A 25,905-nucleotide genomic window follows, 5' to 3' on the forward strand; every position below is an offset into this window, starting at 1 on the left:
AGGCCCGGCATGGCCAGCCGTGATGACAGTGCACGGAACGAGCTGCGAGAACGTGCCGAGGCCGACGGCATCGAGTTCTTCCTGGCGATGTTCGTCGATCTGCACGGCAAGCCGTGCGCGAAGGCGATCCCGTTCTCGTCCTTCGGCCTGCTCATGGACGGCGGGGCGGGGTTCGCCGGCTACGCCGCGGGTGACCTGGGCCAGTCGCCGGCCGACCCGGACGTGCTCGTCGTCCCGGACCCGGCGTCGTACACGCCCTTGCCCTGGAAGCCGGGCGTCGCGGTGCTGCACTGCGACCCGCACGTCGAGGGCAAGCCCTGGCCCTACGCCCCGCGCGTGATCCTGCGCCGGCAGCTCGCCGAGCTCGCGGACAAGCGCGGCTGGGTGTTCAAGACCGGCACCGAGCTCGAGTACAACCTGCTGCGCCGCCGCGAGGACGGGACGCTCGAGTTCGCCGACCCCCACGACACCGCCGCCAAGCCCTGCTACGAGGTCAAGGGCCTGACGCGGATGTGGGACCACCTCTCGACGGTGTCGCGCCACCTCAACACGCTCGGCTGGGGCAACTACGCGAACGACCACGAGGACGGCACCGGCCAGTTCGAGAACAACTGGGAATACTCGGACGCGCTGACCACGGCCGACCGCACGATCTTCTTCCGCTACATGGTCCACATGCTGGCCCACGACGCCGGCATGGTCGCCACGTTCATGCCCAAGCCGTTCAGCACCGTCACCGGCAACGGCCTGCACATCCACCAGAGCCTCTGGACCCAGGACGGCACGCCGCTGTTCGAGGACGACTCGGACGCGCTGGGGCTCTCACCCACCGCGCGCCACTATCTGGGCGGGCTCATCGAGCACGGCCGCGCGGTCGCCGGCGTCATCTGCCCGACCGTCAACTCGTACAAGCGCATCGGCGTCGGCGCGCCCACGTCGGGCTCCACCTGGGCCCCGGCCTACGTCGCCTACGGCGGCAACAACCGCACGGTGATGCTGCGCGTGCCCGAGGGCGGGCGCATCGAGCACCGCGGCGTCGACGGTTCGGCCAACCCCTACCTCGCCGCCACCGCGCTGCTCGCGGCCGGGCTCGACGGCATCGACCGCGAGATCGACCCGGGCGCGTGCACCGACGACGATCTCTTCGCGCTGCACTCCGACGAGGTCCGCGCCCGCGGGATCAAGCACCTCCCCAAGACGCTGGACCGCGCCGTCGAGGAGCTCGTCGCCGACGACGTCCTGCGCGCCGCCCTCGGCAAGACCTCGGGCGGCGACTTCATCGACTACTACGCCGCGGTCAAGCAGCAGGAGTTCGACGAGTACCACGCCGCGGTCTCGGACTGGGAGGTCCGGCGCTACCTGACGCAGGCCTGAGCCGACCGCCTACTTCCCGAGAGGACCCCTGGGTGACCACCTCGAACAACGGAAACGGCCGCTACTCGGCGTGGAGCCTGGTGCGGCACGGGTTGATGTCGACGTCGTGGCCGCGGGCGTGGCGGGAGCACGAGCTGCGGTCGTCGTATGACGCGGTGATCGTCGGTGGTGGGGTGCATGGTCTGGCGACGGCGTACTACCTGGCCCGGGAGCACGGGATGCGCCAGGTGGCGGTGCTGGACAGGGCCTACATCGGCAGCGGGGGGTCGGGGCGCAACACCGCGATCCTGCGGTCGAACTACCTGACCCCGGAGGGGGTGCGGTTCTACGACCGGTCGGTGAAGCTCTACGAGCACCTGGCCGCGGAGTTGAACTACAACGTGATGTTCTCCCAGCGGGGGCATCTCACCCTGGCCCACAACGACGCCTCGCTGCGCACGATGGCCTGGCGCAGCGAGGTCAACAAGCTGCAGGGGGTGGACTCGTCGGTGATCGACCCCGGCGAGATCCAGAAGCTGGTGCCGTATCTGGATACCTCTCCGGGGGCGCGGTATCCGATTCTGGGGGCGTTGTACCACCCGCCGGGCGGGATCGTGCGCCACGACGCGGTGGTGTGGGGGTATGCGCGGGGGGCGGATGCGCACGGGGTGCACATCCACCAGCAGACCGAGGTGACCGGGATCGAGGTCACCGCCGGTCGGGTGACCGGGGTCCGCACGAATCGGGGCGACATCGCCACGCCGGTGGTGCTGAACGCGACCGCCGGGTGGGCCACGCTCGTCAGCGACATGGCGGGGGTGGCGATGCCGGTGCAGACCTTCCCGTTGCAGGCCGCGGTGACCGAGCCGGTGCGCCCGTTCCTGGACACCGTGGTCGTGTCGGGCACGTTGCACGTGTACGTGTCGCAGACCGACCGGGGCGAGTTGGTGTTCGGGGCGAGTGTGGACCCGTTCGCGTCGTACTCGATGCGCGGGTCGTTGGAGTTCACCGAGGGGATCGCGGGGCATGTGCTGGAGTTGATGCCGGCGTTGCACCGGATGCGGTTGCTGCGTCAGTGGGCGGGGTTGTGTGACATGACCCCGGACTACTCCCCGATCATGGGCCCGACCCCGGTGGAGGGGTTCTACGTGGATGTGGGGTGGGGGACCTACGGCTTCAAGGCCGGCCCCGTGTCCGGCGAGGCGATGGCGGCCACCCTCGCCACCGGGAAACCCCCGGAGATCATCTCCGCGTTCGGGCTGGATCGGTTCGCCGACGGGCGGTTGGTCGGGGAGAAAGGCGCCGCCGCGGTCGGCCACTAACCCGCTCGTGTCCCAGCTTCTCGTTCCTGCCGTGGGGTGATCGTTCGTGATGGTGTTGCCGTGCCCGTGGTGCGGGCCGCGGAACGCAGCAGAGTTCCGCTATGTCGGGGAGGCCGGCCCGCGGCCCGATCCGGCCTCGACCTCGCCCGAGCAGTGGCGGCGGTACCTCTACGTCCACGCCAACCCGTGCGGGCCGGTCCGCGAGACGTGGTACCACCGCGCCGGCTGCCGGCGCTATCTCGCCGTCCAGCGCGACACGGCCACCAACGAGATCTTCTCCGCCGTCGACGCCGCCACCGGTTCTGCAGGGGGCGCGCGATGAGCCTGCTGCCCCCGTCCCGCGGCACGCGCCGGATCCCGGGCTCGGCGCGGCTGGGCCCGCAGCCCGGCGAGGTGATCGACCGCCGCCGCAGCGTCCCGTTCACCTGGAACGGCCGACCGGTGACCGCGCATCCGGGCGACACGATCGCCTCGGCGCTGGCCGCCGCCGGGGTGCGGGTGTTCTCGCGCAGCTACAAGTACCACCGCGCGCGGGGGTTGCTGACCGCGGACTACCTCGACCCGGGTGTGTTCGTGCAGGTCGGTGACGAGCCCAACGTGCGCGGCGCGCACCGGCTGGTCGAGGCGGGTATGGCGGTGTCGTCGCAGAACACCTGGCCCTCGTTGCGGTTCGACGTCAAGGCGGTCAACCAGCTCGCCGGGCGGTTCCTGGCCACCGGGTTCTACTACAAGACCTTCATCAAGCCCGAACCGCTCTGGCCGCTGTACGAGAAGGTGCTGCGCCGCTTCGTGCACGCCGGGGCCATCAGCCCGAACCCGGGGGCGGCGTTCTACGACCACCGCCACGCTCACCCCGACGTCGTCGTCGCCGGCGGCGGACCGGCCGGCATGGCCGCCGCGGTGGCCGCCGCGCGGGCGGGGGCGTCGGTGATGCTGGTCGAGGAGAACCACCACCTCGGCGGGCACCTGCGCTTCGGTGACACCGCCGATCTCGCCGCGCTCGGCGAGTTGCGCGCCCAGGTCGCCGGCGAACCCGGCATCGAGGTGCTGCTCGACTCCGTGGTCACCGGCCGCTTCGACGACAACTGGATCCCCGTGGTCCAGCGCGGCCTGCCCGGCGTCACCGAACGGCTGATCAAGGCCCGCGCCAGGACGCTGATCGTCGCGCCCGGGCTCATCGAGCGCCCGTACGTGTTCGCCGGCAACGACCTGCCCGGGGTCATGCTCTCCACCGCCGCCCGCCGGCTGATCAACCTGCACGCCGTGCGGCCCGGCGAGCGCGCCGTGGTCCTGAGCGCCAACCCCGACGGCGACGCCGCCGTCACCGACCTCGCCCGCGCCGGCGTGGAGATCGCCGCCGTGCTCGACCCCCGCCGCGGCGACGGCGTCCGCGCCGCCCACGGGCACGGCGGACTGCGCGCCGTCGAGACCGGCACCGGGCAGCGGATCGACGCCGACCTGCTGGTCACCGCGACCGGGTGGACGGCGCCGACCTCGCTGCTCAACCAGTCCGGCGACCGGCCGATCTACGACCCGAACGCCGCGCGGTTCCGTCCGGACCCGGCGCGGATGCCCGACAACGTGCTGGCCACGGGCGGGATCGTCGGCGACGGCCCCACCGCCCAGCTCGTCGAGCACGCCGACGCCGTCGGCCGCGAGGCCGCCCGTCGGGCGACGTCCGGATCGACCTCGGTGTCGATCCCCGAGCTGCGTGCCGCGGGGCACCCGGAGCTGTTCAGTGCGGGCACCGGTGGGTTCGTGGACTTCTGCGAGGACGTGTCGGCTAAGGACATCACCACCGCGGTGGCCGAGGGGTACGACTCGGTGGAGCTGGTCAAGCGCTACACCACGGTCACCATGGGCCCCACCCAAGGGAAACTGGAGACCGTCAACGCGGTCGCCCTCGTGGCGGCCGCGACCGGCAAGAGCATCGCCGACACCGGCACCACCACCTGGCGCCCGGTCCACGCCCCGGTCACCCTGGGCGCGCTGGCCGGGCGCCCGCACGAACCGGTCCGGTACTCCCCGATGCAGACCTGGCACGACCGCCACGGCGCGACCCCGCTGGTGGCGGGGCAGTGGATCCGCCCCGAGCACTACGGCGACCCCGCCGCCGAAGTCGGCGCGGTCCGGACCGGGGTGGGGATCATCGACGTCACCCCGATCGGCAAGCTCGACCTCCAGGGCCCCGACGTCCCCCACCTGCTGAACCTCCTGTACGTGAACAAGTGGTCCACGCTGGCTGTCGGGCGGGTCCGCTACGGGGTGATGTGCGCCGAGGACGGCGTCGTGCTCGACGACGGTGTCACCGGCCGCCTCGCCGAGAACCACTACCTGATGTCCACCACCAGCTCGGGGGCGGCCACGGTGTGGGAGTGGGTGGAGAACTGGCTGCAGACCGCCCACCCCGACTGGCAGGTCCACGTCACCCCCGTCACGACCGCCTACGCCAGCATCAACATCGCCGGCCCGCGCTCCCGCGAGCTGCTCGCCCGGCTCACCGACCCGAACGACGTCGACCTCGACGGTGGGGCGTTCGGCTACATGAACGTCCGCCGAGGCACCGTGGCCGGGGTCGAGGACTGTGTGTTGTGGCGGATCGGGTTCACCGGCGAGCTGTCCTACGAGATCCATGTCCCCGCGAGCTACGGGCAGCACGTGTGGGACCGGCTCATGCACCACGGCCAGGACCTCGCGGTGACGCCGTTCGGGGTGGAGGCCCAGCGCATCCTGCGTCTGGAGAAGGGCCACGCCATCATCGGGCAGGACACCGACGGCCTGACCCAGGGCTTCACCGCCGGCCTCGACGGGCTGATCAAGCTCGACAAGACCGACTTCGTCGGCCTGCCCGAACTGCGCTGGCAGCACGAACACGACGACCACCCCCGCCTGGTCGGGATCCAGCCGCGCGACGGCTCGGTGGTGCCGGCCGAGGCGAGCCAGATCCTGCGCCCCGACGGCGGCATCGCCGGCCGCGTGACGTCCAGCCGCATGTCGCCGACGCTGGGCCGCGCCATCGGGCTGGCCCAGATCGACCGCGACCTCGCCGCCGTCGGCACCCACGTCACGGTCCGCCTCCCCGACGGCCGCGACATCACCGCCGAGATCACCGACGCCGTCCACGTCGACCCCCGAGGAGAGCGCCAGCGTGTCTGACCGCACCCCGCCCCTGGCCCGCGGGCCGGTCGCCGTCGACCCGGCCGTCGTGCGCGACGGCTGGGAGGTCGACGCCCGGGTCGCCACCGGCCCCCTGACGCTCTCCGACGAGTCGCCGCTGGCCAAGGTGCACCTCCGCGCGCCCTTCGACGGGGCGAGCCGCGTGGCCCTGGGTGTCGGCTTCGGCCGGACCGCCCGCGCCGATCTGGGCACCGGTGACGTGCTCGTCGTCGGCTCCGGGCCCGGCGAGTGGCTCGTGCTCGGGACACCGAACACGGCGGGCGCGCTGCGGGCGGCGATCGAGCGGCGGCTCGCCGGCACCGGTGAGTTCACCACCGTCCTCGACCTCACCCACGGCCGCGCGCTCCTGCGCCTCGAGGGACGCGAGGCCGCGACCGTCCTCGCCGGTGTCTGCGCGATCGACTTCTCCGACACCGTCACCCCCGACGGCACCGCCCTGCGCACCTCCCTCGCCGGCGTCGTCACCGACATCGTCCGCGACGACCGGCAGGGGACGAGGTCCTACCTCCTGCACGTCGAACGCTCGTCCGGCCAGTACCTCGCCGACGCCCTCCTCGACGCCGGCGCCCCGCTCGGGCTCGAGCTCACCGGCTTCCGCGGCCCGGGGACCTGACGCTCACCGCAGGGCGTCGGGGTCGGCGCGGCGGATCAGTCCACGAGCGCCGCCGCCCGGGCCGGCGCCGCGCCGGTGCCCGGCAGCGTGATCGGGAAGGAACCGACGGTGAACCCGGTCATTCGTGGACTGGGCGCGCGCTCCGGGCCCGTCGTGCGGGTGAGGTCGACCAGGGTGGGCACGGGTGTCCTCTCAGAAGCCCGACCGCAGCCGGGTGACGGGAGGCGCGGGCAGGATCGTCTGGGCGGTCTCCCCCAGCACCGGCGAGCGCAGGGAGACGACGTCGCCGGGCTCGAGCCAGCCGGAGAAGGCGGCGATGTCGGGGGTGTCGACGTGCTCGAGCAGGCAGCCGCCCGGCACGGTCCCGGAGCCGACGACGTCGCCGGGCACGAGGTCGGTGCCGCGCGAGACGTAGGCGAGGATCTCGCCGAACGACCAGTCGGCGTCCGCGAGCGAGCCGCGGGCGACCTCGGTGTCGTTCACCGCCGCCGACACCTCGACCGGGAAGCGCCCGTCCGACGCCGGGCCGAGCTCGTCGACGGTGACCAGGGCCGGGCCCAGCGTGATCGCGCCGTCCTTCGCCTTGCCCATCCCGATGCCGTGGGCCATGTCGCGGATCTGCAGGTCGCGGGCGGACCAGTCGTTGAAGAAGGTGAGCCCGACGATGTGGCTCGCGGCGTCGTCGGGGTGCAGGTCGCGGCCGCCGCGCCCGATGACGGCGCCGATCTCGAGCTCGAAGTCGAAGAGCTCGCACGCCGGTGAGATCGCCACGTCGTCGTGCGGGCCGACGACCGCCGACGGGTTGCCGAAGTAGAAGGCGGGGGTCTGCGCCCACACCTCGGGGAGCTCCGGCGGGCGGCCCAGGGCGCGGTAGCAGCCGCGCAGGTGGTCGAGGAAGCACAGCGCGTCGCGCACGGCCGGCGGACGCGGGACCGGCGCGAGCAGCCGCACCGCGTCGAGCGGCCGGACCTCGGCGGGGTCGTTGCGCGCGGTCTCCCCGGCCGCGGCGAGGCGCTCGCCGTCGTCGCCGAGCAGGGAGATCAGCGTGGTGCCCGCGGCCAGGCCGTGGACCTTCGCTCCCTCGGGGTCGCCGTCGAGCAGGCCGGTGCGCGGCCCGTCACCCGCGTCGTAGGTCACCCATTTCATGACGACGTTCCTCCCGTGGTCGTGGCGGCGACGGGAGTGTCCGACGCCGGGGTCGTGGCGGGGAAGCGCGGCGCGGTGAACAGCAGCACCCCCGCGACCCCGAGCAGGACGATCGCGCCGAGCAGCGGGGCGGTGTAGCTCCCGGTCGACGCCCGCACGGCGGCCATGAGCAGGGGGCTCGCGCCGACGCCGAGGGTGAACACGGCGTAGAAGACACCGAACATGCGGCTGTAGGCGGCCATGCCGTAGTAGCGGGCGACGAGGTAGCCGACGACGTCGACCTCCGCGCCCAGGGCCAACCCGACGCCGACGGCCGCGGCGCTGGCGAACGTCGGGCCCCCGACGACGAGCGCGACGTAGCCGAGCGCGGCCACCAGCAGGACGCCGACCATCACGCGCGGGGCGAAGAAGCGGTCGACCAGCAGGCCGCTGACGACCCGTCCGACGATCACCGCGATGCCCACGAGGCCGGCGGTGGCCGCCGCCGACGCGGGCGCCACGCCGGCGTCGCGCAGCAGCGGGACGAGGTGGACGGTCAGGCCGCCGACCGCCAGCGAGATCGCGAGGAAGGCGACCGCGAGGCGGGCGAAGAGCGGCGTGCGCAGCAGGGGTGCGACGCGGAACGTCGGTGCCGTCACGTCGGCCGGTCCGGCCGCGACCGGCCGGTGGCGGGGCATGAGCACCAGGACCACCAGGGCGCCGACGAGGATCGCGATGCCGAGGATCCGGTAGCCGCCGCGCCAGTCCTCGGCGATCTGCCCGCCGAGGATCTGGGGGACGGCGAACGCGACGAGCCCGGCGCCGCCGAGCGCGATGCCGAGGGCGAGGCCCCGGGCGCGGTCGAAGCGCTCGTTGACCGTGCGCGTGAACGACACGGCCGTGGAGGCCGCGGCCAGCACGTACATGCCGATCCAGATCGCGAGGTAGCCGGCGAACGACCCGCCGCTCGCGGACAGCAGGAAGTAGGCGCCGCCGAGCACCACGAGCGACACCACGCCGGGGAGCCGGACGCCGAAGCGGTCGACGATCACGCCCACGAGTGGCGAGGTGAGGATGGTGATCACGGCGCCGACCAGGGCCAGCGACGACAGCTGGGAGCGAGACCATCCGAACTCGGCCTCGAGAGCCGGGATGAACAGTCCGTTCGTGTAGAAGGGCATCACGGCGACGCCGGTGCCGATGCCGACGGTGGCCGCGGTCAGCGCGGCCCAGTGGCGGCGCAGCTCGCCGACGGGACCCGGCGACGGGGCGGGCGGGGTGAAGGGCATGAGGTCTCCGGTGACAAGAATCCGTACCCGAGTACACATTCGATGTCACGGACGCTAGGGCGTTGACATCCACGAAACAAGACCCGAGTACAGATTCGTGTGTGCTCGTGGTGTACTGGGGGCGATGAACCTCGACGAAGCGCCGACGATCCGCGAGCTGGTGGCGGAGTCGGACGCCGTGCCCGGGCCACCGCCCTCCCGCCGCACCCGTGGGCGTCACGAGCGCCGCGACCGCATGTTCGAGGCCGCGGTCGAGCTCTTCGTCGAGAAGGGCTTCGACGAGACCTCGATGGACGACATCGCCGAGCGCGCCGGCCTCGCCCGGACCACGGTGTTCAACCACTTCCCCCGCAAGGTGGCGCTCCTCGAGGAGTGGACCCTGCGCCGCCGCCAGCGGGCCGCGCTGTCGTTCAAGGACTCCGACCGCACGCGCCAGTCCGCGCGGTCACTGCTGGGGAACTACTTCCGCGCGCTCGCCGCGGTCAACGTCGAGACCCGGGTGGAGACGTCGGCGATCATGCCGCCCGGCGTCCGCCAGACCGACATCCTGCTCGACCACCCGCTCTCCCGGGACCTCGCGGAGCTCCTGTCGGACGCCGGTGCCGTGCTCGCACCGTCCGCGACGCCCACGCAGGTCGGCCGCCTCCTCGCGCTCGGCTACTTCTCGGCCGTGACCCGGTGGGTGGCGGTCGACCCGGAGCCGTTCGACCTCGCCGCGGAGATCGCGGCCATGATCGACACTGTGCTCGACGGCGCCCTGGCGACCACGGCGACCCAGGCTTGAGGACGGCCGAGCTCTCGGGGAATCGCTTCGGGTGTCGAAGCATCCCCCGGAACCCGCCGCCACATCCTTGACACCCGACGATCCGGACACTTAGGTCACCCTTTGTTTGCGTTGACGTCGTACGCATCGGGAGAGCCGTGCCTAGCATGTCCGGACCCTCGTCCGCCCCTCTGTGCCGCCGCACTCTCCTGCGCGCGGCCGGCGCCGGAGCGGGCATCGCGCTCCTCGCCGCCTGCGGGGGCGCCACCCCGAGCGCGCCGCCCGTCGTCGGCGCCGGGACCGCGACACCGAACCGCGGGGGCACCGTCCGCTTCGCGTTCGCCGGGGGCGGACCCGCGGAGTCCCTCGACCCGTTCCTGGGCGGCACGCCAGCCGACTACACCCGCAACGCCGTCATCTACGACGAGCTGTTCGCGCTGGTCGGCGGGGCCGCGACACCCCGCCTCGCCGAGTCCGTCGAGAGCGCGCCCGACGGGCGGTCGTTCGTCGTGCGCCTGCGCCCGGGCGTCACCTGGCACGACGGCTCGCCGTTCGGCGCCGCCGACGTCGCCTACACGCTGTCCTACCTCGCGTCGCCGGAGCGGCCCTACCCGTCCGAGCTGCCGATGTTCTTCGACGTCCCCGCCGTGCGCGTGCGCGACGGGCGCACGCTCGAGGTGCCGACGCTGCAGCCGGTCGGCGACCCGGCGACGCTCTTCGCCGGCGCCGCCATGCGCGTGATCAAGAACGGCGCTCGGGACTTCACGGTCGCGAACGCCCTGGGGACCGGGCCCTACCGCGTCGCCGACTTCGCGGCCGGCCAGCAGGCCCGTCTCGTGCGCTACGACCAGTACTGGGACGGTCCGCCGTACGCCGACGAGCTGGTGATCCTCAGCCTCGACGACCCGACGGCCCGGGTGAACGCCGTGCGCGCGGGCCAGGCGGACTGGGCCTCGGACATCCCCTACGCGCTCGCCCGCACCGGCGCGGGCGGGGACGGGCTGGAGATCCGCAGCGCGGGCGACGGCAACCGGACGGGCCTCGGGTTCGTGCTCAACACCACGGTGCCGCCGTTCGGCGACCCCCGCGCGCGGCGCGCCGTGCGCCTCGGCGTCGACCGGCAGGCGCTGGTCGACCGGGTGCTGCTGGGGTACGGCGTGGTCGGCAGCGACATCTACGGCAAGGGCGCCCAGTACTTCGCCGACGGGATCGCCCCGCTGCCCCGCGACGTCGACACCGCCCGGCGGCTGCTCGCGGAGTCCGGCGCGACCGGTGTCCCGATCACCATCCGGACCGCCGAGTACGAGACCGGTCTCAACGCCTCGACCGAGCTGTTCGTCGAGCAGCTCCGCGAGCTCGGGCTCGACGCGCGCTCGCAGGTGGTCGGGCTGCAGGAGTTCTTCGACGTCGCCGCGATCGCGTCGGTCCCGGCCGTGTCTTTCCCGCTGGGGCCGTTCCCGCTGACGGTGACCTACTCGCGGATCGCGGCGTACCCGTCGCTCGCGCTGCCTGACCCCGAGCTGCAGCAGTCCGTCGCCACCGCCTTCGCCACGACCGACGAGGCCACCCGCGCGCAGGCGTGGGCCCAGGCGCAGAACGTCATGGCCGACCGCGGCAACACCCTCGTGTGGGGGCTCGCGGACACGTTGTCGCTCTCCCGGTCGACCGTCACCGGCATCGAGGTCCGCGACTCGGCGAAGTACCCCTATCTCGGCAAGGCCGGCCTGGTGTGATCCGCCTGGTCGCCGGGCGCCTGGCCGGCACCGCCGGCCTGCTCGTCCTGCTCTCCCTGCTCGTGTACGTCGGGGTCGACCTGCTGCCCGGCGACGCGGCGAGCACCCGCCTCGGCCTGACCGCCACCCCCGAGCGCCTCGCCGAGGCCCGGGCACGGCTCGGCCTCGACCGGCCGCTGAGCGAGCGGTACCTCGGCTGGGCGGGCGGGCTCCTGCGCGGCGACCTCGGCACGTCGGTCACCGGGGAGCGGGTCGCCACGATGCTCGAGGGCCGGCTCGGGAACTCCGTGCTGCTCGCCGCGATCACCGCGGTCCTGCTCGTGCCGCTCTCGCTCGCCGTCGGGCTCGCGACGGGCGTGCGGGCGGGCACGCGCACCGACCGGACCGTGTCCACGGTGGTCCTGCTGCTGGTCGCGGTCCCCGAGTTCGTCACGGCGGGCGGGCTCGTGCTGCTGTTCGCGGTCGGGCTGGGCGTGCTGCCCGCGGTCTCGCTGGTGCCCCCGGGCGATTCGCCCCTGTCGGTGCCGGAGGTCCTGGTCCTGCCGGTGCTGAGCCTGCTGCTGCTCGGCTCCGCCTACGCCATCCGCGTGATCCGGGCCGCGACGGCGACGGCCGCCCGCGCCCCGCACGTCGAGGCGGCACGACTGGGCGGCGCCTCCGAGCGGGCGATCGTGCGGGGGCACCTGGTTCCGGCCGTCCTGCCGGTCGCCGTGCAGGTCTGGCTCGTGACGGGGACGGCACTGCTGGGCGGGGCGGTCCTCGTCGAGTCCGTGTTCGGCTACCCCGGGATCGGGACGCTGCTGGTGACGTCGGTGCGCGGCGGGGATCTGCCGGTCGTCCAGGCGCTGGCGATGGCGCTCGGAGCCGCGATGCTCATCGCGCTCGTGCTCGCCGACGTCGCGGTGCGGGTGCTCACGCCGACGTTGCGGACGTCCGGGACGGCGGTCCCGGCATGACGGCGACGCTCGCGACCACCGGCCGGGTCCGCCGCGGCCCCGTCGTTGCCCTCGCGGTCCTCGTGCTGGTGATCCTGGTCGGCCCCGAGGTGGCCCCGTACTCGCCGACGGCCCCGGTCGCACCGCCGTACGCTCCGCCGGCCGAGTGGCCGCTGCTCGGCGCCGACGACCTCGGACGCGACGTGCTCTCGCGCCTGCTCGACGGGGGCAGGCCGATGCTCCTGACCAGCCTCGCGGGTGCCCTCCTCGGCTCCCTCGTCGGCGCGGTGATCGGGATGGTCGCGGCGTTGCTCGGGGCCCGCAGCGGGCGGCGCGGCCGACGGGCGGAGACAGCCGTGCTGCGCCCGTTCGACGCCCTCGCCGCGCTCCCGCCGATGCTCGTGCTCCTGCTGGTGCTCACCTCGCTGCCCGACCGGCTCGGAATCGTGCTGGCGGTGGCGCTGACCAGCGCCCCGCTGTCGGCCCGTGTGCTGCGCGCGGCCGCGGCCCCCGTCGTCACCCGGGCCCACGTCGAGGCCGCAGTGGCGCGCGGGGAGTCCACCGCCTGGATCCTCGGGCGCGAGGTGCTTCCCCTGGTCGCGGGCACCCTCGTGGCCGACACCGGTCTGCGCCTGGTGTCCGCGGTCTACCTGGCGACGGCGGCCGGGTTCCTCGCCGTCGGCGCGTCCGGCACCGACTGGGGCACCCTGATCGTCGAGGCGCTCCCCGGCGCCGCCCTGGCGCCCACCGCCCTCGCCGCGCCCGTGCTCGGCGTCGCCCTGCTGACAATGCTGGTCAACCTGGTCGCCGACGACCTCGTCCGCCACAGCCGGGCGGTGCTCGGATGACCGAGGTGCTGCTGCAGGTCACCGGGCTGACCCTCGTCGCCGGGGGTCGGCCGGTCGTCGACGGCCTGGACCTGGCCGTGGCCCCCGGCGAGGCCGTCGGGCTCGTCGGCCCGTCCGGCTCGGGCAAGACGACGACCGCGCTCGCGGTGCTCGGCCACCTGCGCGAGGGCGTCGCGCGGGCCGGGGGCGAGGTGACCGTGGCGGGCGTCCCCGCGTTCCCGCGGCCGGGTCCGGGGCTGCGCGGGCGGCTCGCCGGGTACGTCGGGCAGGACCCCGGCGAGACCCTCAACCCGTTCCGGAGCGTGCGGGCGGCGCTACGGGAGGCCCTGACGCGCGCCGGCGCGGAGGCCGACGCGCGGGCCGTCGCCCGGCTGATGGACCGGGTGGCCCTGCCCGCCGGGCTGGCCCGGCGCTACCCCCACCAGCTCTCCGGCGGCCAGCAGCAACGGGTCGCGATCGCGACGGCGCTGGCGGGCGGACCGCGCCTGCTGGTGCTCGACGAGCCGACCACCGGGCTCGACCTGGTCGCCCGGGCCGAGGTCACCGAGGAGCTCGACCGGCTCCGCCGCGAGGGCGTGGCCCTGCTCTGGGTCGCCCACGACCTCGTGACCCTCGCCGGTCGGGTCGACCGCCTCGTCGTGCTGGACGCCGGGCGGGTGACCGAGCAGGGCCCGTGCACCGAGGTCCTGGCCGCACCCGCGTCGGCGACCGGGCGGGCGCTGGTGGCGGCGTCGGCCGCCTCCGGCCACCGGCCCGAGCCCGACGCACCCGGCCCCGAGGTGCTCCGCGGCCGCGGGTTGGTCGCCGGACACCCGGGCACGACCGTCCTCGACGGCCTCGACCTGGAGGTGCGGGAGGGCGAGATCGTCGCCGTGCTCGGCGCCTCCGGCGCGGGCAAGACCACGCTCGCCCGCGTCCTCGCGGGCCTGCACCCGGCGTCGCAGGGCACGGTCGAGATCGCCGGGCGACCCGTGCCCGCGGACGTGCGACGACGCTCGCCGCAGGAGCGCGCCGGCGTGCAGCTCGTCGCCCAGAACCCCGCCGAGGCACTGCACCCGCGCCAGACGGTGCGCACGGCGCTGGCCCGGCCGCTGCGACTGCTGCGCGGCCTGACCGGGTCCGACGCGGCGGCCGAGACCACCCGGCTGCTCACCGCGGTCGGCCTGCCCGCCGAGCTCGCCGCGCGCCAGCCCGGCGAGCTCTCCGGAGGCCAGCGCCAGCGGGTGGCGCTCGCCCGCGCGCTGGCCGCCCGGCCGCGGGCGCTGCTGTGCGACGAGGTCACCTCGGCGCTCGACACGGTGACCCGCGCGCGGATCCTCACGCTGCTGCGCGACCTGGTCCGGGACGGCACCGGCCTGCTCGTCGTCACCCACGACATCGAGGTGGCGCTGGCCGCCGACCGTGTCGCGGTGCTGGCCGGGGGCCGGATCACCGAGGACGGCCCGCGAGCGGACGTGCTGCCCGACGCCGGCGCCGCGAACCTCCTCGCCACCCGGCTCCGAGCCGACGTCGACACCTTACCAACCCGAGGCTAAGGTGTTGCGTACAGCGTAAACGCAGGGGAAGGGGTGGGATGCAGGCCATGTCGTCACCCACCACACCCGGCCGGCGCGGCGCCGGTCTGCTCGACCTGCCCTCGATCGTCGACGTCGCCCTCGCGATCGCCCGCACCGAGGGGATGGCGGCCCTGTCCATGCGCCGCATCGCCGACGAGCTCGGGCGCTCGCCCATGGCGCTCTACCGCCACGTCGCCGACCGCCAGGCGCTCGTGCTCGCCATGCTCGACGCCGTCGCCGCGCGCATCGTGCTGCCCGCGCCGGTCGACGATCCCCGCGACGAGATCACCGGCCTCATGCACGCGGTCCACCACGCGGTGCAGGGCGAGCCGTGGGTCGTCACCGCGCTGGTCCAGGAGGGGCTGGCGAGCCCGCGGATCCTCCCGGTCCTCGACCGGCTCTTCGCCGCCCTGGACCGCGCGGGCCTGCACGGCACCGCCGGGCTCTCGGCCAACAACCTGCTCTGGGAGTTCGCGTACGGCGAGCTCCTCACCTCCCACCACGACCGCCCCGACGCCTGGAACCACGCCATGGCGCGCGACTCGGACCCGGCGGCGTTCCCGGCGCTGCACGCGCTGATGAACGCCGTGGGGGCGGAGAAGGAGGAGGAGGCCGCGACGAGCGGTCCCGCCGGATTCCCCGACCAGTTCGACCCCCACCTGCAGACCGTGCTCGACGGCCTGCTCGGGCCCCGCACACGCCCAGATACCGGAGGACCACCGTGACCGCTGTCGTGGCAGAGCCGGACGCCCCGCCGGACGCCGAGGCGCCCGCCGGGTCCGCCCGCGACCGCAGCCGCCGCGAGGACGTGGCGCTCAAGGCCGTCCGCGCCCCCGTCGCGACGACGATCCGCGCCGCCTGTGTGCTCGGGGCGATCGGCGCGCTCTGTGCGCTGGTGCCGTTCGCGGGCCTCGCCGAGCTGGGTGCCCTGCTGCTGGCGCCGGGCCCGGTCGACACCGGGCGCGTCGTGCTCATCGCGTGGCTGGTCGCGGCCGGCCTCGGCGCCCGCGGGCTGCTGATCGGCGGGGCGCTGACGATGACGCACCTCGCGGACGTCAAGCTCCAGGGCATCCTGCGCCGCCGGATGGTCGACCACCTCGGGCGCGTCCCCCTGGGCTGGTTCACCCAGGGCTCGTCGGGCCTGGTGCGCAAGTCCGCGCAGGAGGACGTGCACGACCTGCACCAGCTGATCGCGCACCACTCGGTGGAGTTCACCGCGGCCATGACGCTGCCGGTCGGCGGGCTGGCCTACCTGCTCTGGCTCGACTGGCGCCTCGCGCTGCTCGCCCTGGTCACGCTGCCCGTCTACGCCGCCGCGTACGCGTGGATGATGCGCGGCTACACCGAGAAGATGCAGGCGATGAACGAGACGTTCGGCCGCATCAGCACGGCCGTCGTCGAGTTCGTCAGCGGCATCTCGGTGGTCAAGACCTACGGGCAGGGCCGCCGGGCCCACGAGAACTTCCGCCGCGCGGCCGCCGACTTCGGCCACTCCTACGCCGAGTGGGTCCGCCCGATGCTGCGGCTCGAGGCGCTGAGCACGATGGCGATCGGCGCGCCGGTGGTCGGGCTCGTCGCCACCGCCGGGGCGGCCTGGTTCGCGGCCGAGGGCTGGGTGACGCCGATCGAGGCGATCACCGGGGTCCTCGTCGCACTGATCATCCCGACCACCGTGATGGCGCTCGGATTCGGCGGCCAGAACCGCCGCACCGCCGCGGCCGCCGCCCTGCGCATCCACGAGCTGCTGGAGACGCCGGTCCTGCCCGTCACGGAGAGCCCGCGGGAGCCGACGGGCAACGCCGTCGAGTTCGACGCCGTCCGCTTCTCCTACGACGGCACTTCCGAGGTGCTGCTCGGGGTGTCGCTGACGTGCGCGCCCGGCACGGTGACCGCGCTCGTCGGGCCCTCCGGGTCGGGCAAGTCGACGCTGGCGACGCTGCTCCCCCGCTTCCACGACGTGAGCGACGGCGCCGTGCGCCTCGGCGGCGTCGACGTCCGGGAGATCGCCCCGGAGGTGCTCTACCGCCACGTCGGTTTCGTGCTGCAGGACGTGCAGCTCGTGCACGGCACGGTGGCCGACAACGTCCGGCTCGGGCGCCCCGACGCCTCCGACGACGAGGTCCGGCGCGCCTGCGAGGCCGCCAACATCCACGAGCGGATCACCGAGCTCCCGCGGGGCTACGACGCGGTGGTGGGCGAGGACGCGCGGCTGTCGGGCGGCGAGGAGCAGCGCGTCTCGATCGCCCGCGCGCTGCTCGCCGACACCCCCGTGCTCGTGCTGGACGAGGCCACCGCGTTCGCGGACCCCGAGTCCGAGGCCGCCATCCAGGACGCGCTGTCGGTGCTCGCCGCCGGGCGGACCGTGCTGGTCATCGCCCATCGGCTGGCCACGATCACCGGGGTCCACCGGATCGTCGTGCTCGACGGCGGCCGCGTCGTCGAGTCCGGCACCCACGCGGAGCTGATCGCCCGCCACGGCACCTACGCCCGGCAGTGGGCGGCTCTCGAGGGGACGGCCCGATGATCAGGGACCTGCTCGCGCTGCTCGGGCCCGCACACACGAAGCGCCTGTACACCTACTTCGCCTGGGTCGCGGCCTACGGTGTGCTCCAGGGCGTCGCGACCGTGCTGCTCGTGCCCGTCTTCGAGGCGATCCTCGCCGGGGACGGCGCGGCGGTGCTCCGGGGGCTCGCGGTCGTCGCGGTCGCCGTCGTCGCCACGTGTCTGGCGCACTACCTACAGGCGATGCGCGGCTTCGCGGTCGCGATCATCGTGCTGACGACCATGCACGAGCGCATGGGCGACCACGTCGCCACGCTGCCCCTGGGCTGGTTCACCGGGGAGAAGGTCGGCCGGCTCTCCCGCACCGCGACCAGCGGTACGACCATGGTCGCCGGGCTGTTCGCGCACCTGCTCACGCCCATCGTGGTCGGCATCGCCACGCCGGCGACGATCGTCGTCGGGATGCTGTTCTTCGACTGGCGACTCGCGCTGGTCGTGCTCGCCTGCACCCCGGTGCTGTACTTCGCGTTCCGTGCCGGCGCCCGCCTCGTGGGCCGGGGCGACGAGCTCAACGACGCCGCAGCCGTCGCGGCGGGCAACCGCGTGGTCGAGTTCGCCCGGACCCAGCGGGTGCTGCGGGCGTTCGGGCGCGGCGTCGACGGCTACGCGCCGCTCGACGACGCCCTGGAGCACCAGCGGGTCACCGGCCGGCGGGTGATGTGGAACGGCGTCGTCGGGATCGTGCTGGGCGGGATCACGGTGCAGTTCACGTTCACCGTGCTGCTCGTCGTCGGGGTCGCGCTGGCCGTGGCCGGGCAGGTCGCGGTGGGCACCGCGATCGCGCTCATCGCGCTCGCCGCCCGTTTCACCGGGCCGCTCGCGGAGATCGGCGACTACGCGGGCGTGCTGAAGATGGCCCGCAACGACCTGCACCGGCTGACCTCGATCCTCGACGAACCGGCGCTGCCCGAGGCCGACGGCGCCTCGGCGCTCCCCGAGCCGGGGGCGCTCGAGCTCGACGGGGTCGACTTCGCCTACGTCCCCGACCGGCCCGTCCTGCGCGGGGTCGACCTGCGCATCCCGCCCCGCACGATGACCGCCCTCGTCGGCGCCTCGGGCTCCGGCAAGACCACCGTCACGCGGCTGCTCGCGCGCTTCTGGGACGTCGACGCCGGCACCGTGCGGGTCGGCGGCACCGACGTCCGCGACCAGCCGACCGAGCAGCTGATGGCGCAGCTGGCCCTGGTCTTCCAGGACGTCTACCTGTTCGACGACACCCTCGTCGAGACGATCCGCATCGGCCGGCCGGACGCGACGGACGCCGAGGTGCACGAGGCCGCCCGGCTCGCGGGCGTCGCGGAGATCGTCGACCGGCTCCCCGCGGGCTGGGACACCCGTGTCGGCGAGGGCGGGACCGCGCTGTCCGGCGGGGAGCGCCAGCGGGTCTCGGTGGCGCGCGCCCTGCTCAAGCAGTCGCCGATCGTGCTGCTCGACGAGGCCACGGCCGCGCTCGACCCGGAGAACGAGCGCTACCTCACCGAGGCGCTGCGGACGCTGGCCGAGCGCAGCACGGTGCTGGTGATCGCGCACCGGCTCCCCACCGTCGTGGCCGCCGACCGGATCGTCGTCCTCGACCAGGGGCGCGTGGCCGAGTCGGGCACCCACAGCGAGCTCCTCTCGGCGGGCGGCCGCTACGCCGAGTTCTGGGCGTCGCGGATCGCGGCGAAGGGCTGGCGGCTCACGGGCTGAGCGCCTTTGATCAGGCGCCTGGTGGTGCGGCGGAAGGCCCAGATCACGACCACACCCATCAGGGCGGTGAGGGGGAACCCCAGGACGACCTTGGCCGTCGCGAGGCCGCCCGTGGAGTCGGCGACGTAGAGCGTCTGGTTGACCGCGAAGCGCCCGGCGAACACGACCGCGGCGAACGCGGTGGCGACGAGATGGGCGCGCCGGGACACGCGGTCGCTGCGCCAGTCGAACTGCTTGCCGTACAGCCAGCCCCAGGCCATGCCGGTCAGGGGCCGACGGATCACCAGCGAGGCCACCAGGACGAGGGTGGCGGCGAAGGCCATCCAGATGCCGACGAGGAAGAAGTCGCGCGCCGAGCCGGTCCAGACCGTGATCGCGCCGGCGACCGCGACGCCGATGATGCCGCCGGAGGCGGACACCGGCGTCTCCTTGCGCACGGCCAGCCGGAACACGGCCAGGGCGACCGCGGCGGCCATCGCGATGGCGAGGCTCGTCAGCAGGGGGACCGACGCGTTGGCGATCGAGAAGACGATCGCGGGCACGTTGGTGTAGACGACCCCGGGCCAGCCGCCCATCTGGGCGAGGATCGCCCGGCCCGGCGACACGGGCGGCTCCGCCCCGGCGACCGGCACCGGCGCGGTGACGGGATCGGGGTCCTCCCGCCGGTGGCGAGGCTTCCCGGTGATCATGTCGTCCCTCCCTGGGGCGCTGGCGGTGTGCTGCGCCCAGGAGAAGGTGTGACGTTGCGGCACGCTCAATCCGGTGTGGCCGGGGTCACCCCGTGCCCGGGGAGCTCCGGTACTCCGCGAGTGCCGCGCAGGTGTCCTCGATGGCGTGGAGCTGCGCGGTCACCTCGTCGACGTCGGCCCGGCGCCGTGCGCCCCGCTTCTCCGGCGGCCCCTCGGGGTTCCTCGGTGTCGCCGCCGTGCGCATCATGGAGGTCCGGGGAGGGAGGTCGCCGTGTCCGACGAGGAGCTGATCGTCGAGTTCGCCCTGGCGCGGTTGGACCACCCGGGTCTCGACCTCGACGAGGTCGCCACCCTGCTCGTGCGCCGCCTGGGGCCGGAGCGGACCGTCGACTTCGCCGCACAGAACCTGGCCGACCGCGGTGAGCTGCGCGGGTCGCTGTTCGACGCGGCCGTCGAGCGGGTCATGCGCGTGGTCCTGACGCTGCGGGACGCCCAGGGCTGAGACGGCGCTCACAGATCCTTGAGCGTGCCGTGACGGCACACCGTGGCATGGCCTCATGACGCAGACGGCAGACCCGACCAGCGCCCGCCCGCGACTCCGCGAGGTCGAGGAGTTCTTCGCCGACCCGGAGTTCGCCCACGCGACGATCTCCCCCGACGGGACGGCCATCGCCTACCTGGCCCCGCGGTACGGCCGGACGCAGGTGTGGGTCCGCGGGATCGACGAGGACCACGAGCAGGCCGTCTGCGTCACCCACGACGCGCGGCGCGGAATCAGGAACTACTCCTGGACCCAGGACCCGCGCTGGCTGCTCTACGAGCAGGACACCGACGGCAACGAGGACTGGCACCTGTTCCGCGTCGACCTGACCCGGGCGGGTGGGGACGACCCGGAGCCGGCCGTCGACCTGACGCCGCTGCCGCCCGGGTCCCGCGTGGCCGGGACGCAGACGTTGCCGTCGGACCCGGCACACCTCCTCGTGTGGATGAACCGGCGCCCGATGCACTTCGACGCGTTCCGGGTCGAGCTCGCGACCGGCGAGACGACCCTGCACCACGAGCAGCCCGAGTTGGGCGCGAGCTACCTCGTCGACGCCGAGGGCCGGCCCGCGTTCCTGACGCGGCTGACCCAGGACGGCACGTACGAGTTCTCCGCGGTCGACCCCGACACCCTCGAGGCGCGCCTCCTGCGCCGGGTCGGCGGGCCGGAGCACCCGCTCGGCGTGCACCCGCAGATGGCGACCCCGGACGGGTCGGGGCTGCTGCTCGGGCTCTACCAGGACTCCGACGACCTGCGGCTGGTGCGCATCGACCGGGAGACCGGGCAGGAGAGCGTCGTCGCCGCGGTCGAGGGGCAGGACATCGACACGATGGGCCTGATCTCCCCGCTCCTGCCGGCGACGGTGTTCACCAGCGCCCGCACCCGGGAGGTCATCGCGGCCCGCTTCGTCGGCGACCGGCCGCGGATCGAGGTCGTCGACCCGGCCTACGCCGACGTGTTCGACGCGGTCGCCCGGCTGTCCGAGGGTGTGTTGCACGAGCTGTCCTCGGACGAGGCGGAGCGGTACTGGATCGCGAGCTTCGTCCACGACCGCGAGCCGGGCGTCACCTGGTTCCTCGACCGCGCGACCGGCGAGAGCCGGCTGCTGTTCCGCGCGTACACGCACCTCGACCCCGCCGAGCTGGCGCCCGTGACCCCGGTCCGGTTCGCCGCGCGGGACGGGCTGCCGCTGCACGCGTTCCTGACGCTGCCGGTGGGCGAGCCGCTCGAGAAGCTGCCGCTGGTGCTGGTCGTGCACGGCGGGCCGTGGGCCCACGACTCGTGGGGCTACGACCCGGAGGCGCAGTTCCTGGCGAACCGGGGCTACGCGGTGCTGCACGTCAACTTCCGCGGCTCGACCGGGTACGGCAAGCGCCACCTCACCGCCGCGATCGGCGAGCTCGCCGGCGCCATGCACGACGACCTGATCGACGCCGCGCGGTGGGCCGTGGCCGAGGGCTTCGCCGACCCCGACCGCATCGGCATCTACGGGGGCTCGTACGGCGGCTACGCGGCGCTGGTCGGCGTCACCGTCACCCCCGACTTCTTCGCCGCGGCCGTCGACTACGTCGGCGTCTCGAACCTGGCGAACTTCATGCGCACGCTGCCCGAGTTCGTCCGGCCCTACCAGGTCAACAGCTGGTACGGCTACGTCGGCGACCCGGCGATCCCCGAGCAGGAGGCGGACATGCTGGCCCGCTCGCCGATCACGATGGTCGACCGGGTCCGCACCCCGCTGCTCGTCGCCCAGGGCGCCAACGACGTCCGCGTCGTCCAGGCCGAGTCCGACAACATCGTCGGCTCCCTGCGCCGGCGCGGCGTGCCGGTGCAGTACCTGGTGGCCGAGGACGAGGGCCACGGCTTCGCCAACCCGGAGAACCAGTTCCGGCTCTACCGCGCGATCGAGGCGCACTTCGCGGAGCACCTCGGTGGCCGCCGCCTCGACTGACCCGGAGTGTCAGCGGCGTGGCGCCGCAGACGTTGAGTGTCCGTAGCGCCACGCGCTCGCCGACGGCTGGACCTCGAGTGCGATCGAGGTCCTACCGTCGGCGTCATGAGCACCACCTGGTCGCCGGAGGAGCTGGAACACCTCGCCGCGGCCGACGAACTGGAGATCGCGGTTCGACGGTCCGACGGCACCCTGCGGCGCCCGACGCCGATCTGGGTCGTGACCGCAGACGACGGGGTCTACGTGCGGACCTGGTACCGGCGCGACACCGGCTGGTTCGGCCGCGTCCTCGACGCGGGCCGGGCGCGCATCCACGTCCCGGGCCTCGACGCCGACGTCCGCGTCGATGACCTCGGCACCGCGTCCCGGGAGATCGTCGACGACGCCTACCGCGCCAAGTACGGCCGCCGGTACGGCGCCGGCTCCGTGGACCGCATGGTGGGCGACGAGGCGGCCGCGACCACGCTGCGACTCGACCCCGAGAGGATCAGTGGCTCGTCAGCGTGACGGCCGCGAGCCCCGCGGCCGCGAGCCACAGGCCCATGCGCTCGGCGAACCGCCGGGCCACCACGGCGCCGATGGCTGCGCTCGCCGTCGTCGCTGGCCGGCTTCCTCGTCCTGGCGGTGCTCGCCGCGGGCACCGTCCGGGTACTGAGAACCCCGACGACACGGACCTGAGAGACCTGAGGGGCACTCGGGCGCCCGATTGCGACATCCGGCGCAGACGGTGCGTTGTTCGGCGCGGCTGGCGTGCCGGTGGGCGGCGTCCCGGTCCGCCGGCTCTCAGATAGGCGATCACCGGGCCCTCGTGTCCCTACCGTGCTCTCCGTCGGAGCCGGGCGGCGACGCTCCCCCTGGCATTCCGCCGCTTGCGCTCCGCCGACACCCCCGCAGGACTCCCCTGCCCCGGCGTCGACCCGCGGACGAGCTCCCCCGTCCCCGGCGCCGCGGGCACCGTCAGGAGGTTTCCCGTGCCCCGACGCGGCCGACATCGCTCCAGCCTGCCGACCCGCCTGATCGCGGCCGTGGCGGCCCTGCTCGTCACGCTCGGCGTGGTCATGGTGGCCGGCAACGCCGCCGCCGCCGACGACTCCGGAGACGGGGGTGGCGGCATCCTCAGCTCCCTCACCGGCGGGTCCCAGGACGGCGGGTCGGGTGAGGACGGCGACTCCGGGGACGACGACAGCGGCAGCTCCGGCGGCGGCGACGACGGCGACGACGGCGACGACGGCGGCGACGGCGACGACGGCGACGACGGCGAGAGCTCGGACCGGGGCTCCGACGAGGACGAGAGCACCGGCGACGAGAGCACCGGCGACGAGAGCACCGGCGGCCGGGGCTCCGAGGACGGTTTCGGTGCGGCCGGCTCGAGCGACGAGAACGGCCGCCAGGACGACGGCCGGGACGACCAGCGCGAGCAGGACCAGCGCGAGCAGGACCAGCGCGAGCAGGACCAGGGAGACAACGACGCCGAGAATCCCGACGACCGGGCCCGCCAGGAGAACCGGCCGGACGACGGGCAGAGTGACCGCGTGAACCGGCAGCGCCCGGCCCAGGACGTCGGCGAGGTCCAGAGCGCCCCCAACGCCGCCGCCGACCCGTTCCCCGGCCGCGACGAGGCCGCCCCGGCGGGCCCGGAGGACTACGTCGACATCAACGACGTCGAGCCGAACGGCAACATCGGCGAAGGCGGCGTCTTCAGCCGCGGGTCCTACACCGTCGACTGCGGCGTGAGCGACCACAACAACTCCGACAACTACATGGCCGCACCCGGCAAGCGGAACGGCGCCCAGCACGTCCACGACTACGTCGGCAACCGGACCACCGACGCGAACTCCGACGAGCGCTCGCTGGAGGAAGGCGCCACGAGCTGCGTCAACGGTGACCAGTCGACGTTCTTCTGGCCGGTCGTCCGTGACCTGAACGGCACCGGCCCGGACGTCGACGAGGACGGCGGCGGCCGGGACGGCAACGTCGGCGCGATCATGAAGCCCCGCTCGGCGCAGCTGTCGTTCCGCGGGCACGGCGACCGCGAGATCGAGCCGATGCCGGCGCACCTGATGATCATCATGGGCAACGCGAAGGCCGGCGCCCAGGACCAGAAGAACGTCAATGCGAAGTACACGTGCACCGGGCAGGAGGACCGGGTCACCGACCGGTACCCGATCTGCGGCCCGGGCTCGCAGCTCGTGCGCTTCCTCGACTACCCGAGCTGCTGGGACGGCGAGAACCTCGAGACCGAGGACCTGCGCTCGCACATGACGTTCCCGGACGCGCAGGGCAACTGCGAGAGCGACGAGGTCCCCGTGCCCGCCCTGCGGATCACGCTGACCTACGACCAGCCCGACGGCCGCTCGTTCTCGATCGACAGCTTCCCGAACGAGCAGCACGACCCCCGCACCGACCACTCGGACTACGAGAACCTCGCCACCGAGGCGCAGTCGGAGCGGGGCGCGGAGTGCATCAACGCCGGCCAGCAGTGCGCGAACATCCCGCGCGAGGGCTGACCGACACGTCTCCCACACCGTGCCCGGCGGGGACTCCCCCGCCGGGCACGCGTGTCCCTACTGCCGGGCGCCCCCGCGCGCGGCCTGCTCCTGCGACGCGTTGACGACCTGCACCTTGTCGCCGACCTGGAGGTGGTCGAACGTGGCGCGGGCGTCGCCGGTCTCCATGCGGATGCAGCCGGCCGACGAGCGGGAGGGGTCGCCGCTGTGGAAGGCGATCCCGCCGTCGGCGAAGAACACCGAGTAGGGCATCGGCGCGGGCCGGCCGTCGCGGGTCTTCGACTCCCCGGAGACGTGGTCGAGCTCCTTGCGATAGACCCGCAGCGAGTGGCCCACCGGTGTGGCGCGGCCCTCGCCGCCCGACGCGATGGTCATCGGACCCCGAGTGACCGTGCCGTCGCGGATCAGCCACGCCCGCTGGGACTCGAGGTCCACGCACGCGCGGGCCGACACCGAACAGGGCGTCCCGGGGACCTGCGCCTCCGCGTGCGCGGCCTGCGCCGCCGGGCTCTGCTCGACGTTGTGGGCGGCCGGCGCCGCCGTCGCGGGCACGGCCAGCGCGGTCACGGCCGCGACGGCCACGGCGCCCAAGGCTGCGGCCGCCCGGCCCGGGTGGCGTCGGACCACGCCGCCCGCGACGACGAGCCGGTGACGGCCGCGTCCTGCCGGGTTCGTGCTCATGGGCGTCCTCCCTCCGCGACGGGCGCCGACCCGTCACCCTTGCTTCGACGGGCCGCGCCGATCACTGCAGCCGCCGACCGGGTGAACCGGAGACGGCGTCGCGTGAGCGATCGCGCTAGGCGTCCACGACGGACGACGCCGCGGGAGCCGTCGCCCCGAGCACGGCCCCGACGAGGGCGTGACCGGTCGGCGTCAGCCGGTACATGACGAGCTTCCCGTCGCGCCGGGAGGTCACCAGCCCGGCCGTCTTGAGGACCCGCAGGTGGTGGGACGCGAGGTTCTGCGCCTGCCCGACGACCCAGGCCATGTCGCACACGCAGAGCTCGTCGCCGGCCGACAGGGCCGCGGCCACCGCGAGGCGCGTGGGGTCGGCGAGCGCCTTGCCGAGGGTCGCCGCCGCGGCGAGCGTCTCGAGCCCGGGCAGCGACGTCCGGATGTCCTCGGCGTACGGGAGGTCCAGGCAGAGGAGGTCGCACTGGTCGACATCGGGGGTCGAGCGCTCGGCCACCTCGTCACTCTAACGTCCGTTGGTACATGCTCGCCTCGACACATCAACGTACGTTAGATTGACTCT

Annotated in this window: 24 protein-coding genes; 17 read left to right on the top strand and 7 right to left on the bottom strand. The window is 73.9% G+C overall.

The window, feature by feature from the left end:
• The first annotated feature begins 9 nt into the window (after positions 1-9).
• Genes glnT through AC2A1K_RS00810 form a run of 5 tightly spaced genes read left to right on the top strand, consistent with a single transcriptional unit; the run spans position 10 to position 6,465 of the window.
• A complete protein-coding gene (glnT, locus tag AC2A1K_RS00790) occupies positions 10-1,374 on the top strand; it encodes a type III glutamate--ammonia ligase (RefSeq protein WP_483894400.1) in 1,365 nt (454 codons plus the stop codon).
• 32 nt (positions 1,375-1,406) lie between these two features.
• Entirely contained in the window at positions 1,407-2,675 is a 1,269-nt protein-coding gene (locus AC2A1K_RS00795; protein WP_483894401.1) for an FAD-dependent oxidoreductase, read from the top strand.
• Positions 2,676-2,724: 49 nt separating this feature from the next.
• Positions 2,725-2,997: a sarcosine oxidase subunit delta gene (locus tag AC2A1K_RS00800; protein ID WP_483894683.1), complete on the top strand. Its 273-nt coding sequence runs from the start codon at positions 2,725-2,727 to the stop codon at positions 2,995-2,997.
• The gene (locus AC2A1K_RS00805; protein ID WP_483894402.1) at positions 2,994-5,831 is read left to right on the top strand and encodes a 2Fe-2S iron-sulfur cluster-binding protein; all 2,838 of its coding nucleotides are present in this window, start codon (positions 2,994-2,996) and stop codon (positions 5,829-5,831) included. Before AC2A1K_RS00800 ends, AC2A1K_RS00805 begins: the two co-directional genes overlap by 4 nt.
• Positions 5,824-6,465, top strand: a complete 642-nt coding sequence (locus tag AC2A1K_RS00810) for a sarcosine oxidase subunit gamma (protein WP_483894403.1) — start codon at positions 5,824-5,826, stop codon at positions 6,463-6,465. Before AC2A1K_RS00805 ends, AC2A1K_RS00810 begins: the two co-directional genes overlap by 8 nt.
• Positions 6,466-6,500: 35 nt before the next feature.
• Here the strand turns inward: AC2A1K_RS00810 and AC2A1K_RS00815 are convergent, their stop codons facing one another.
• Genes AC2A1K_RS00815 through AC2A1K_RS00825 form a run of 3 tightly spaced genes read right to left on the bottom strand, consistent with a single transcriptional unit; the run spans position 6,501 to position 8,879 of the window.
• Positions 6,501-6,647: a hypothetical protein gene (locus AC2A1K_RS00815; RefSeq protein WP_483894404.1), complete on the bottom strand. Its 147-nt coding sequence runs from the start codon at positions 6,645-6,647 to the stop codon at positions 6,501-6,503.
• A gap of 10 nt (positions 6,648-6,657) precedes the next feature.
• On the bottom strand, positions 6,658-7,611 hold the full coding sequence (locus tag AC2A1K_RS00820; RefSeq protein ID WP_483894405.1) for a fumarylacetoacetate hydrolase family protein: 954 nt from the start codon (positions 7,609-7,611) through the stop codon (positions 6,658-6,660).
• On the bottom strand, positions 7,608-8,879 hold the full coding sequence (locus AC2A1K_RS00825) for an MFS transporter (RefSeq protein ID WP_483894406.1): 1,272 nt from the start codon (positions 8,877-8,879) through the stop codon (positions 7,608-7,610). Before AC2A1K_RS00825 ends, AC2A1K_RS00820 begins: the two co-directional genes overlap by 4 nt.
• A 124-nt stretch (positions 8,880-9,003) precedes the next feature.
• Between AC2A1K_RS00825 and AC2A1K_RS00830 the strand changes: the two genes are divergently transcribed.
• From AC2A1K_RS00830 to AC2A1K_RS00865, 8 genes are all read left to right on the top strand, one after another.
• Positions 9,004-9,663: a TetR/AcrR family transcriptional regulator gene (locus tag AC2A1K_RS00830; RefSeq protein ID WP_483894407.1), complete on the top strand. Its 660-nt coding sequence runs from the start codon at positions 9,004-9,006 to the stop codon at positions 9,661-9,663.
• Positions 9,664-9,809: 146 nt separating this feature from the next.
• Positions 9,810-11,375: an ABC transporter substrate-binding protein gene (locus tag AC2A1K_RS00835; RefSeq protein ID WP_483894408.1), complete on the top strand. Its 1,566-nt coding sequence runs from the start codon at positions 9,810-9,812 to the stop codon at positions 11,373-11,375.
• Entirely contained in the window at positions 11,372-12,331 is a 960-nt protein-coding gene (locus AC2A1K_RS00840; RefSeq protein WP_483894409.1) for an ABC transporter permease, read from the top strand. The genes AC2A1K_RS00835 and AC2A1K_RS00840 overlap by 4 nt, the downstream gene beginning before the upstream one ends.
• The gene (locus AC2A1K_RS00845) at positions 12,328-13,158 is read left to right on the top strand and encodes an ABC transporter permease subunit (RefSeq protein WP_483894410.1); all 831 of its coding nucleotides are present in this window, start codon (positions 12,328-12,330) and stop codon (positions 13,156-13,158) included. Before AC2A1K_RS00840 ends, AC2A1K_RS00845 begins: the two co-directional genes overlap by 4 nt.
• The gene (locus AC2A1K_RS00850) at positions 13,155-14,693 is read left to right on the top strand and encodes an ABC transporter ATP-binding protein (RefSeq protein ID WP_483894411.1); all 1,539 of its coding nucleotides are present in this window, start codon (positions 13,155-13,157) and stop codon (positions 14,691-14,693) included. The genes AC2A1K_RS00845 and AC2A1K_RS00850 overlap by 4 nt, the downstream gene beginning before the upstream one ends.
• Positions 14,694-14,740: 47 nt before the next feature.
• Entirely contained in the window at positions 14,741-15,439 is a 699-nt protein-coding gene (locus AC2A1K_RS00855) for a TetR/AcrR family transcriptional regulator (RefSeq protein ID WP_483894412.1), read from the top strand.
• Positions 15,436-17,238, top strand: coding sequence for an ABC transporter ATP-binding protein (locus tag AC2A1K_RS00860; protein WP_483894413.1), 1,803 nt, complete (start codon positions 15,436-15,438; stop codon positions 17,236-17,238). The genes AC2A1K_RS00855 and AC2A1K_RS00860 overlap by 4 nt, the downstream gene beginning before the upstream one ends.
• On the top strand, positions 17,235-18,965 hold the full coding sequence (locus AC2A1K_RS00865) for an ABC transporter ATP-binding protein (protein ID WP_483894414.1): 1,731 nt from the start codon (positions 17,235-17,237) through the stop codon (positions 18,963-18,965). The genes AC2A1K_RS00860 and AC2A1K_RS00865 overlap by 4 nt, the downstream gene beginning before the upstream one ends.
• On the opposite strand, the gene AC2A1K_RS00870 is transcribed toward AC2A1K_RS00865, so the two are convergent.
• Together AC2A1K_RS00870 and AC2A1K_RS00875 are read right to left on the bottom strand one after the other, a co-directional pair.
• A complete protein-coding gene (locus tag AC2A1K_RS00870) occupies positions 18,908-19,654 on the bottom strand; it encodes a DUF3159 domain-containing protein (protein WP_483894415.1) in 747 nt (248 codons plus the stop codon). The two genes, AC2A1K_RS00865 and AC2A1K_RS00870, sit on opposite strands and share 58 nt — an antisense overlap.
• An 85-nt stretch (positions 19,655-19,739) precedes the next feature.
• A complete protein-coding gene (locus AC2A1K_RS00875; RefSeq protein WP_483894416.1) occupies positions 19,740-19,901 on the bottom strand; it encodes a hypothetical protein in 162 nt (53 codons plus the stop codon).
• 24 nt (positions 19,902-19,925) lie between these two features.
• Between AC2A1K_RS00875 and AC2A1K_RS00880 the strand changes: the two genes are divergently transcribed.
• The 4 genes from AC2A1K_RS00880 (at position 19,926) to AC2A1K_RS00895 (ending at position 24,650) form a co-directional block, all read left to right on the top strand.
• Entirely contained in the window at positions 19,926-20,156 is a 231-nt protein-coding gene (locus AC2A1K_RS00880) for a hypothetical protein (protein ID WP_483894417.1), read from the top strand.
• Positions 20,157-20,211: 55 nt separating this feature from the next.
• The gene (locus AC2A1K_RS00885) at positions 20,212-22,143 is read left to right on the top strand and encodes a S9 family peptidase (protein WP_483894418.1); all 1,932 of its coding nucleotides are present in this window, start codon (positions 20,212-20,214) and stop codon (positions 22,141-22,143) included.
• Between the two features lie 105 nt (positions 22,144-22,248).
• On the top strand, positions 22,249-22,650 hold the full coding sequence (locus tag AC2A1K_RS00890; RefSeq protein ID WP_483894419.1) for a DUF2255 family protein: 402 nt from the start codon (positions 22,249-22,251) through the stop codon (positions 22,648-22,650).
• A 464-nt stretch (positions 22,651-23,114) separates the two neighbouring features.
• Entirely contained in the window at positions 23,115-24,650 is a 1,536-nt protein-coding gene (locus tag AC2A1K_RS00895; RefSeq protein ID WP_483894420.1) for a DUF1996 domain-containing protein, read from the top strand.
• A gap of 57 nt (positions 24,651-24,707) precedes the next feature.
• Here the strand turns inward: AC2A1K_RS00895 and AC2A1K_RS00900 are convergent, their stop codons facing one another.
• Both AC2A1K_RS00900 and AC2A1K_RS00905 read right to left on the bottom strand, forming a co-directional pair.
• Entirely contained in the window at positions 24,708-25,331 is a 624-nt protein-coding gene (locus AC2A1K_RS00900) for a L,D-transpeptidase (RefSeq protein ID WP_483894421.1), read from the bottom strand.
• A gap of 115 nt (positions 25,332-25,446) precedes the next feature.
• Entirely contained in the window at positions 25,447-25,839 is a 393-nt protein-coding gene (locus AC2A1K_RS00905; RefSeq protein WP_483894422.1) for an ArsR/SmtB family transcription factor, read from the bottom strand.
• Between the last annotated feature and the right edge of the window lie 66 nt (positions 25,840-25,905).

The sequence above is a fragment of the Actinomycetospora sp. 2LY8.5 genome, from assembly GCF_057180585.1.

What these genes read in the sequence shown, in the direction of transcription:
- glnT (WP_483894400.1), top strand. Translation starts at nt 10, where the DNA reads ATGGCCAGCCGTGATGACAGTGCACGGAACGAGCTGCGAGAACGTGCC.
- AC2A1K_RS00800 (WP_483894683.1), top strand. Translation starts at nt 2,725, where the DNA reads ATGGTGTTGCCGTGCCCGTGGTGCGGGCCGCGGAACGCAGCAGAGTTC.
- AC2A1K_RS00805 (WP_483894402.1), top strand. Translation starts at nt 2,994, where the DNA reads ATGAGCCTGCTGCCCCCGTCCCGCGGCACGCGCCGGATCCCGGGCTCG.
- AC2A1K_RS00820 (WP_483894405.1), bottom strand. Translation starts at nt 7,611, where the DNA reads ATGAAATGGGTGACCTACGACGCGGGTGACGGGCCGCGCACCGGCCTG.
- AC2A1K_RS00825 (WP_483894406.1), bottom strand. Translation starts at nt 8,879, where the DNA reads ATGCCCTTCACCCCGCCCGCCCCGTCGCCGGGTCCCGTCGGCGAGCTG.
- AC2A1K_RS00830 (WP_483894407.1), top strand. Translation starts at nt 9,004, where the DNA reads ATGAACCTCGACGAAGCGCCGACGATCCGCGAGCTGGTGGCGGAGTCG.
- AC2A1K_RS00835 (WP_483894408.1), top strand. Translation starts at nt 9,810, where the DNA reads ATGTCCGGACCCTCGTCCGCCCCTCTGTGCCGCCGCACTCTCCTGCGC.
- AC2A1K_RS00845 (WP_483894410.1), top strand. Translation starts at nt 12,328, where the DNA reads ATGACGGCGACGCTCGCGACCACCGGCCGGGTCCGCCGCGGCCCCGTC.
- AC2A1K_RS00850 (WP_483894411.1), top strand. Translation starts at nt 13,155, where the DNA reads ATGACCGAGGTGCTGCTGCAGGTCACCGGGCTGACCCTCGTCGCCGGG.
- AC2A1K_RS00855 (WP_483894412.1), top strand. Translation starts at nt 14,741, where the DNA reads ATGTCGTCACCCACCACACCCGGCCGGCGCGGCGCCGGTCTGCTCGAC.
- AC2A1K_RS00865 (WP_483894414.1), top strand. Translation starts at nt 17,235, where the DNA reads ATGATCAGGGACCTGCTCGCGCTGCTCGGGCCCGCACACACGAAGCGC.
- AC2A1K_RS00870 (WP_483894415.1), bottom strand. Translation starts at nt 19,654, where the DNA reads ATGATCACCGGGAAGCCTCGCCACCGGCGGGAGGACCCCGATCCCGTC.
- AC2A1K_RS00875 (WP_483894416.1), bottom strand. Translation starts at nt 19,901, where the DNA reads ATGATGCGCACGGCGGCGACACCGAGGAACCCCGAGGGGCCGCCGGAG.
- AC2A1K_RS00885 (WP_483894418.1), top strand. Translation starts at nt 20,212, where the DNA reads ATGACGCAGACGGCAGACCCGACCAGCGCCCGCCCGCGACTCCGCGAG.
- AC2A1K_RS00890 (WP_483894419.1), top strand. Translation starts at nt 22,249, where the DNA reads ATGAGCACCACCTGGTCGCCGGAGGAGCTGGAACACCTCGCCGCGGCC.
- AC2A1K_RS00900 (WP_483894421.1), bottom strand. Translation starts at nt 25,331, where the DNA reads ATGAGCACGAACCCGGCAGGACGCGGCCGTCACCGGCTCGTCGTCGCG.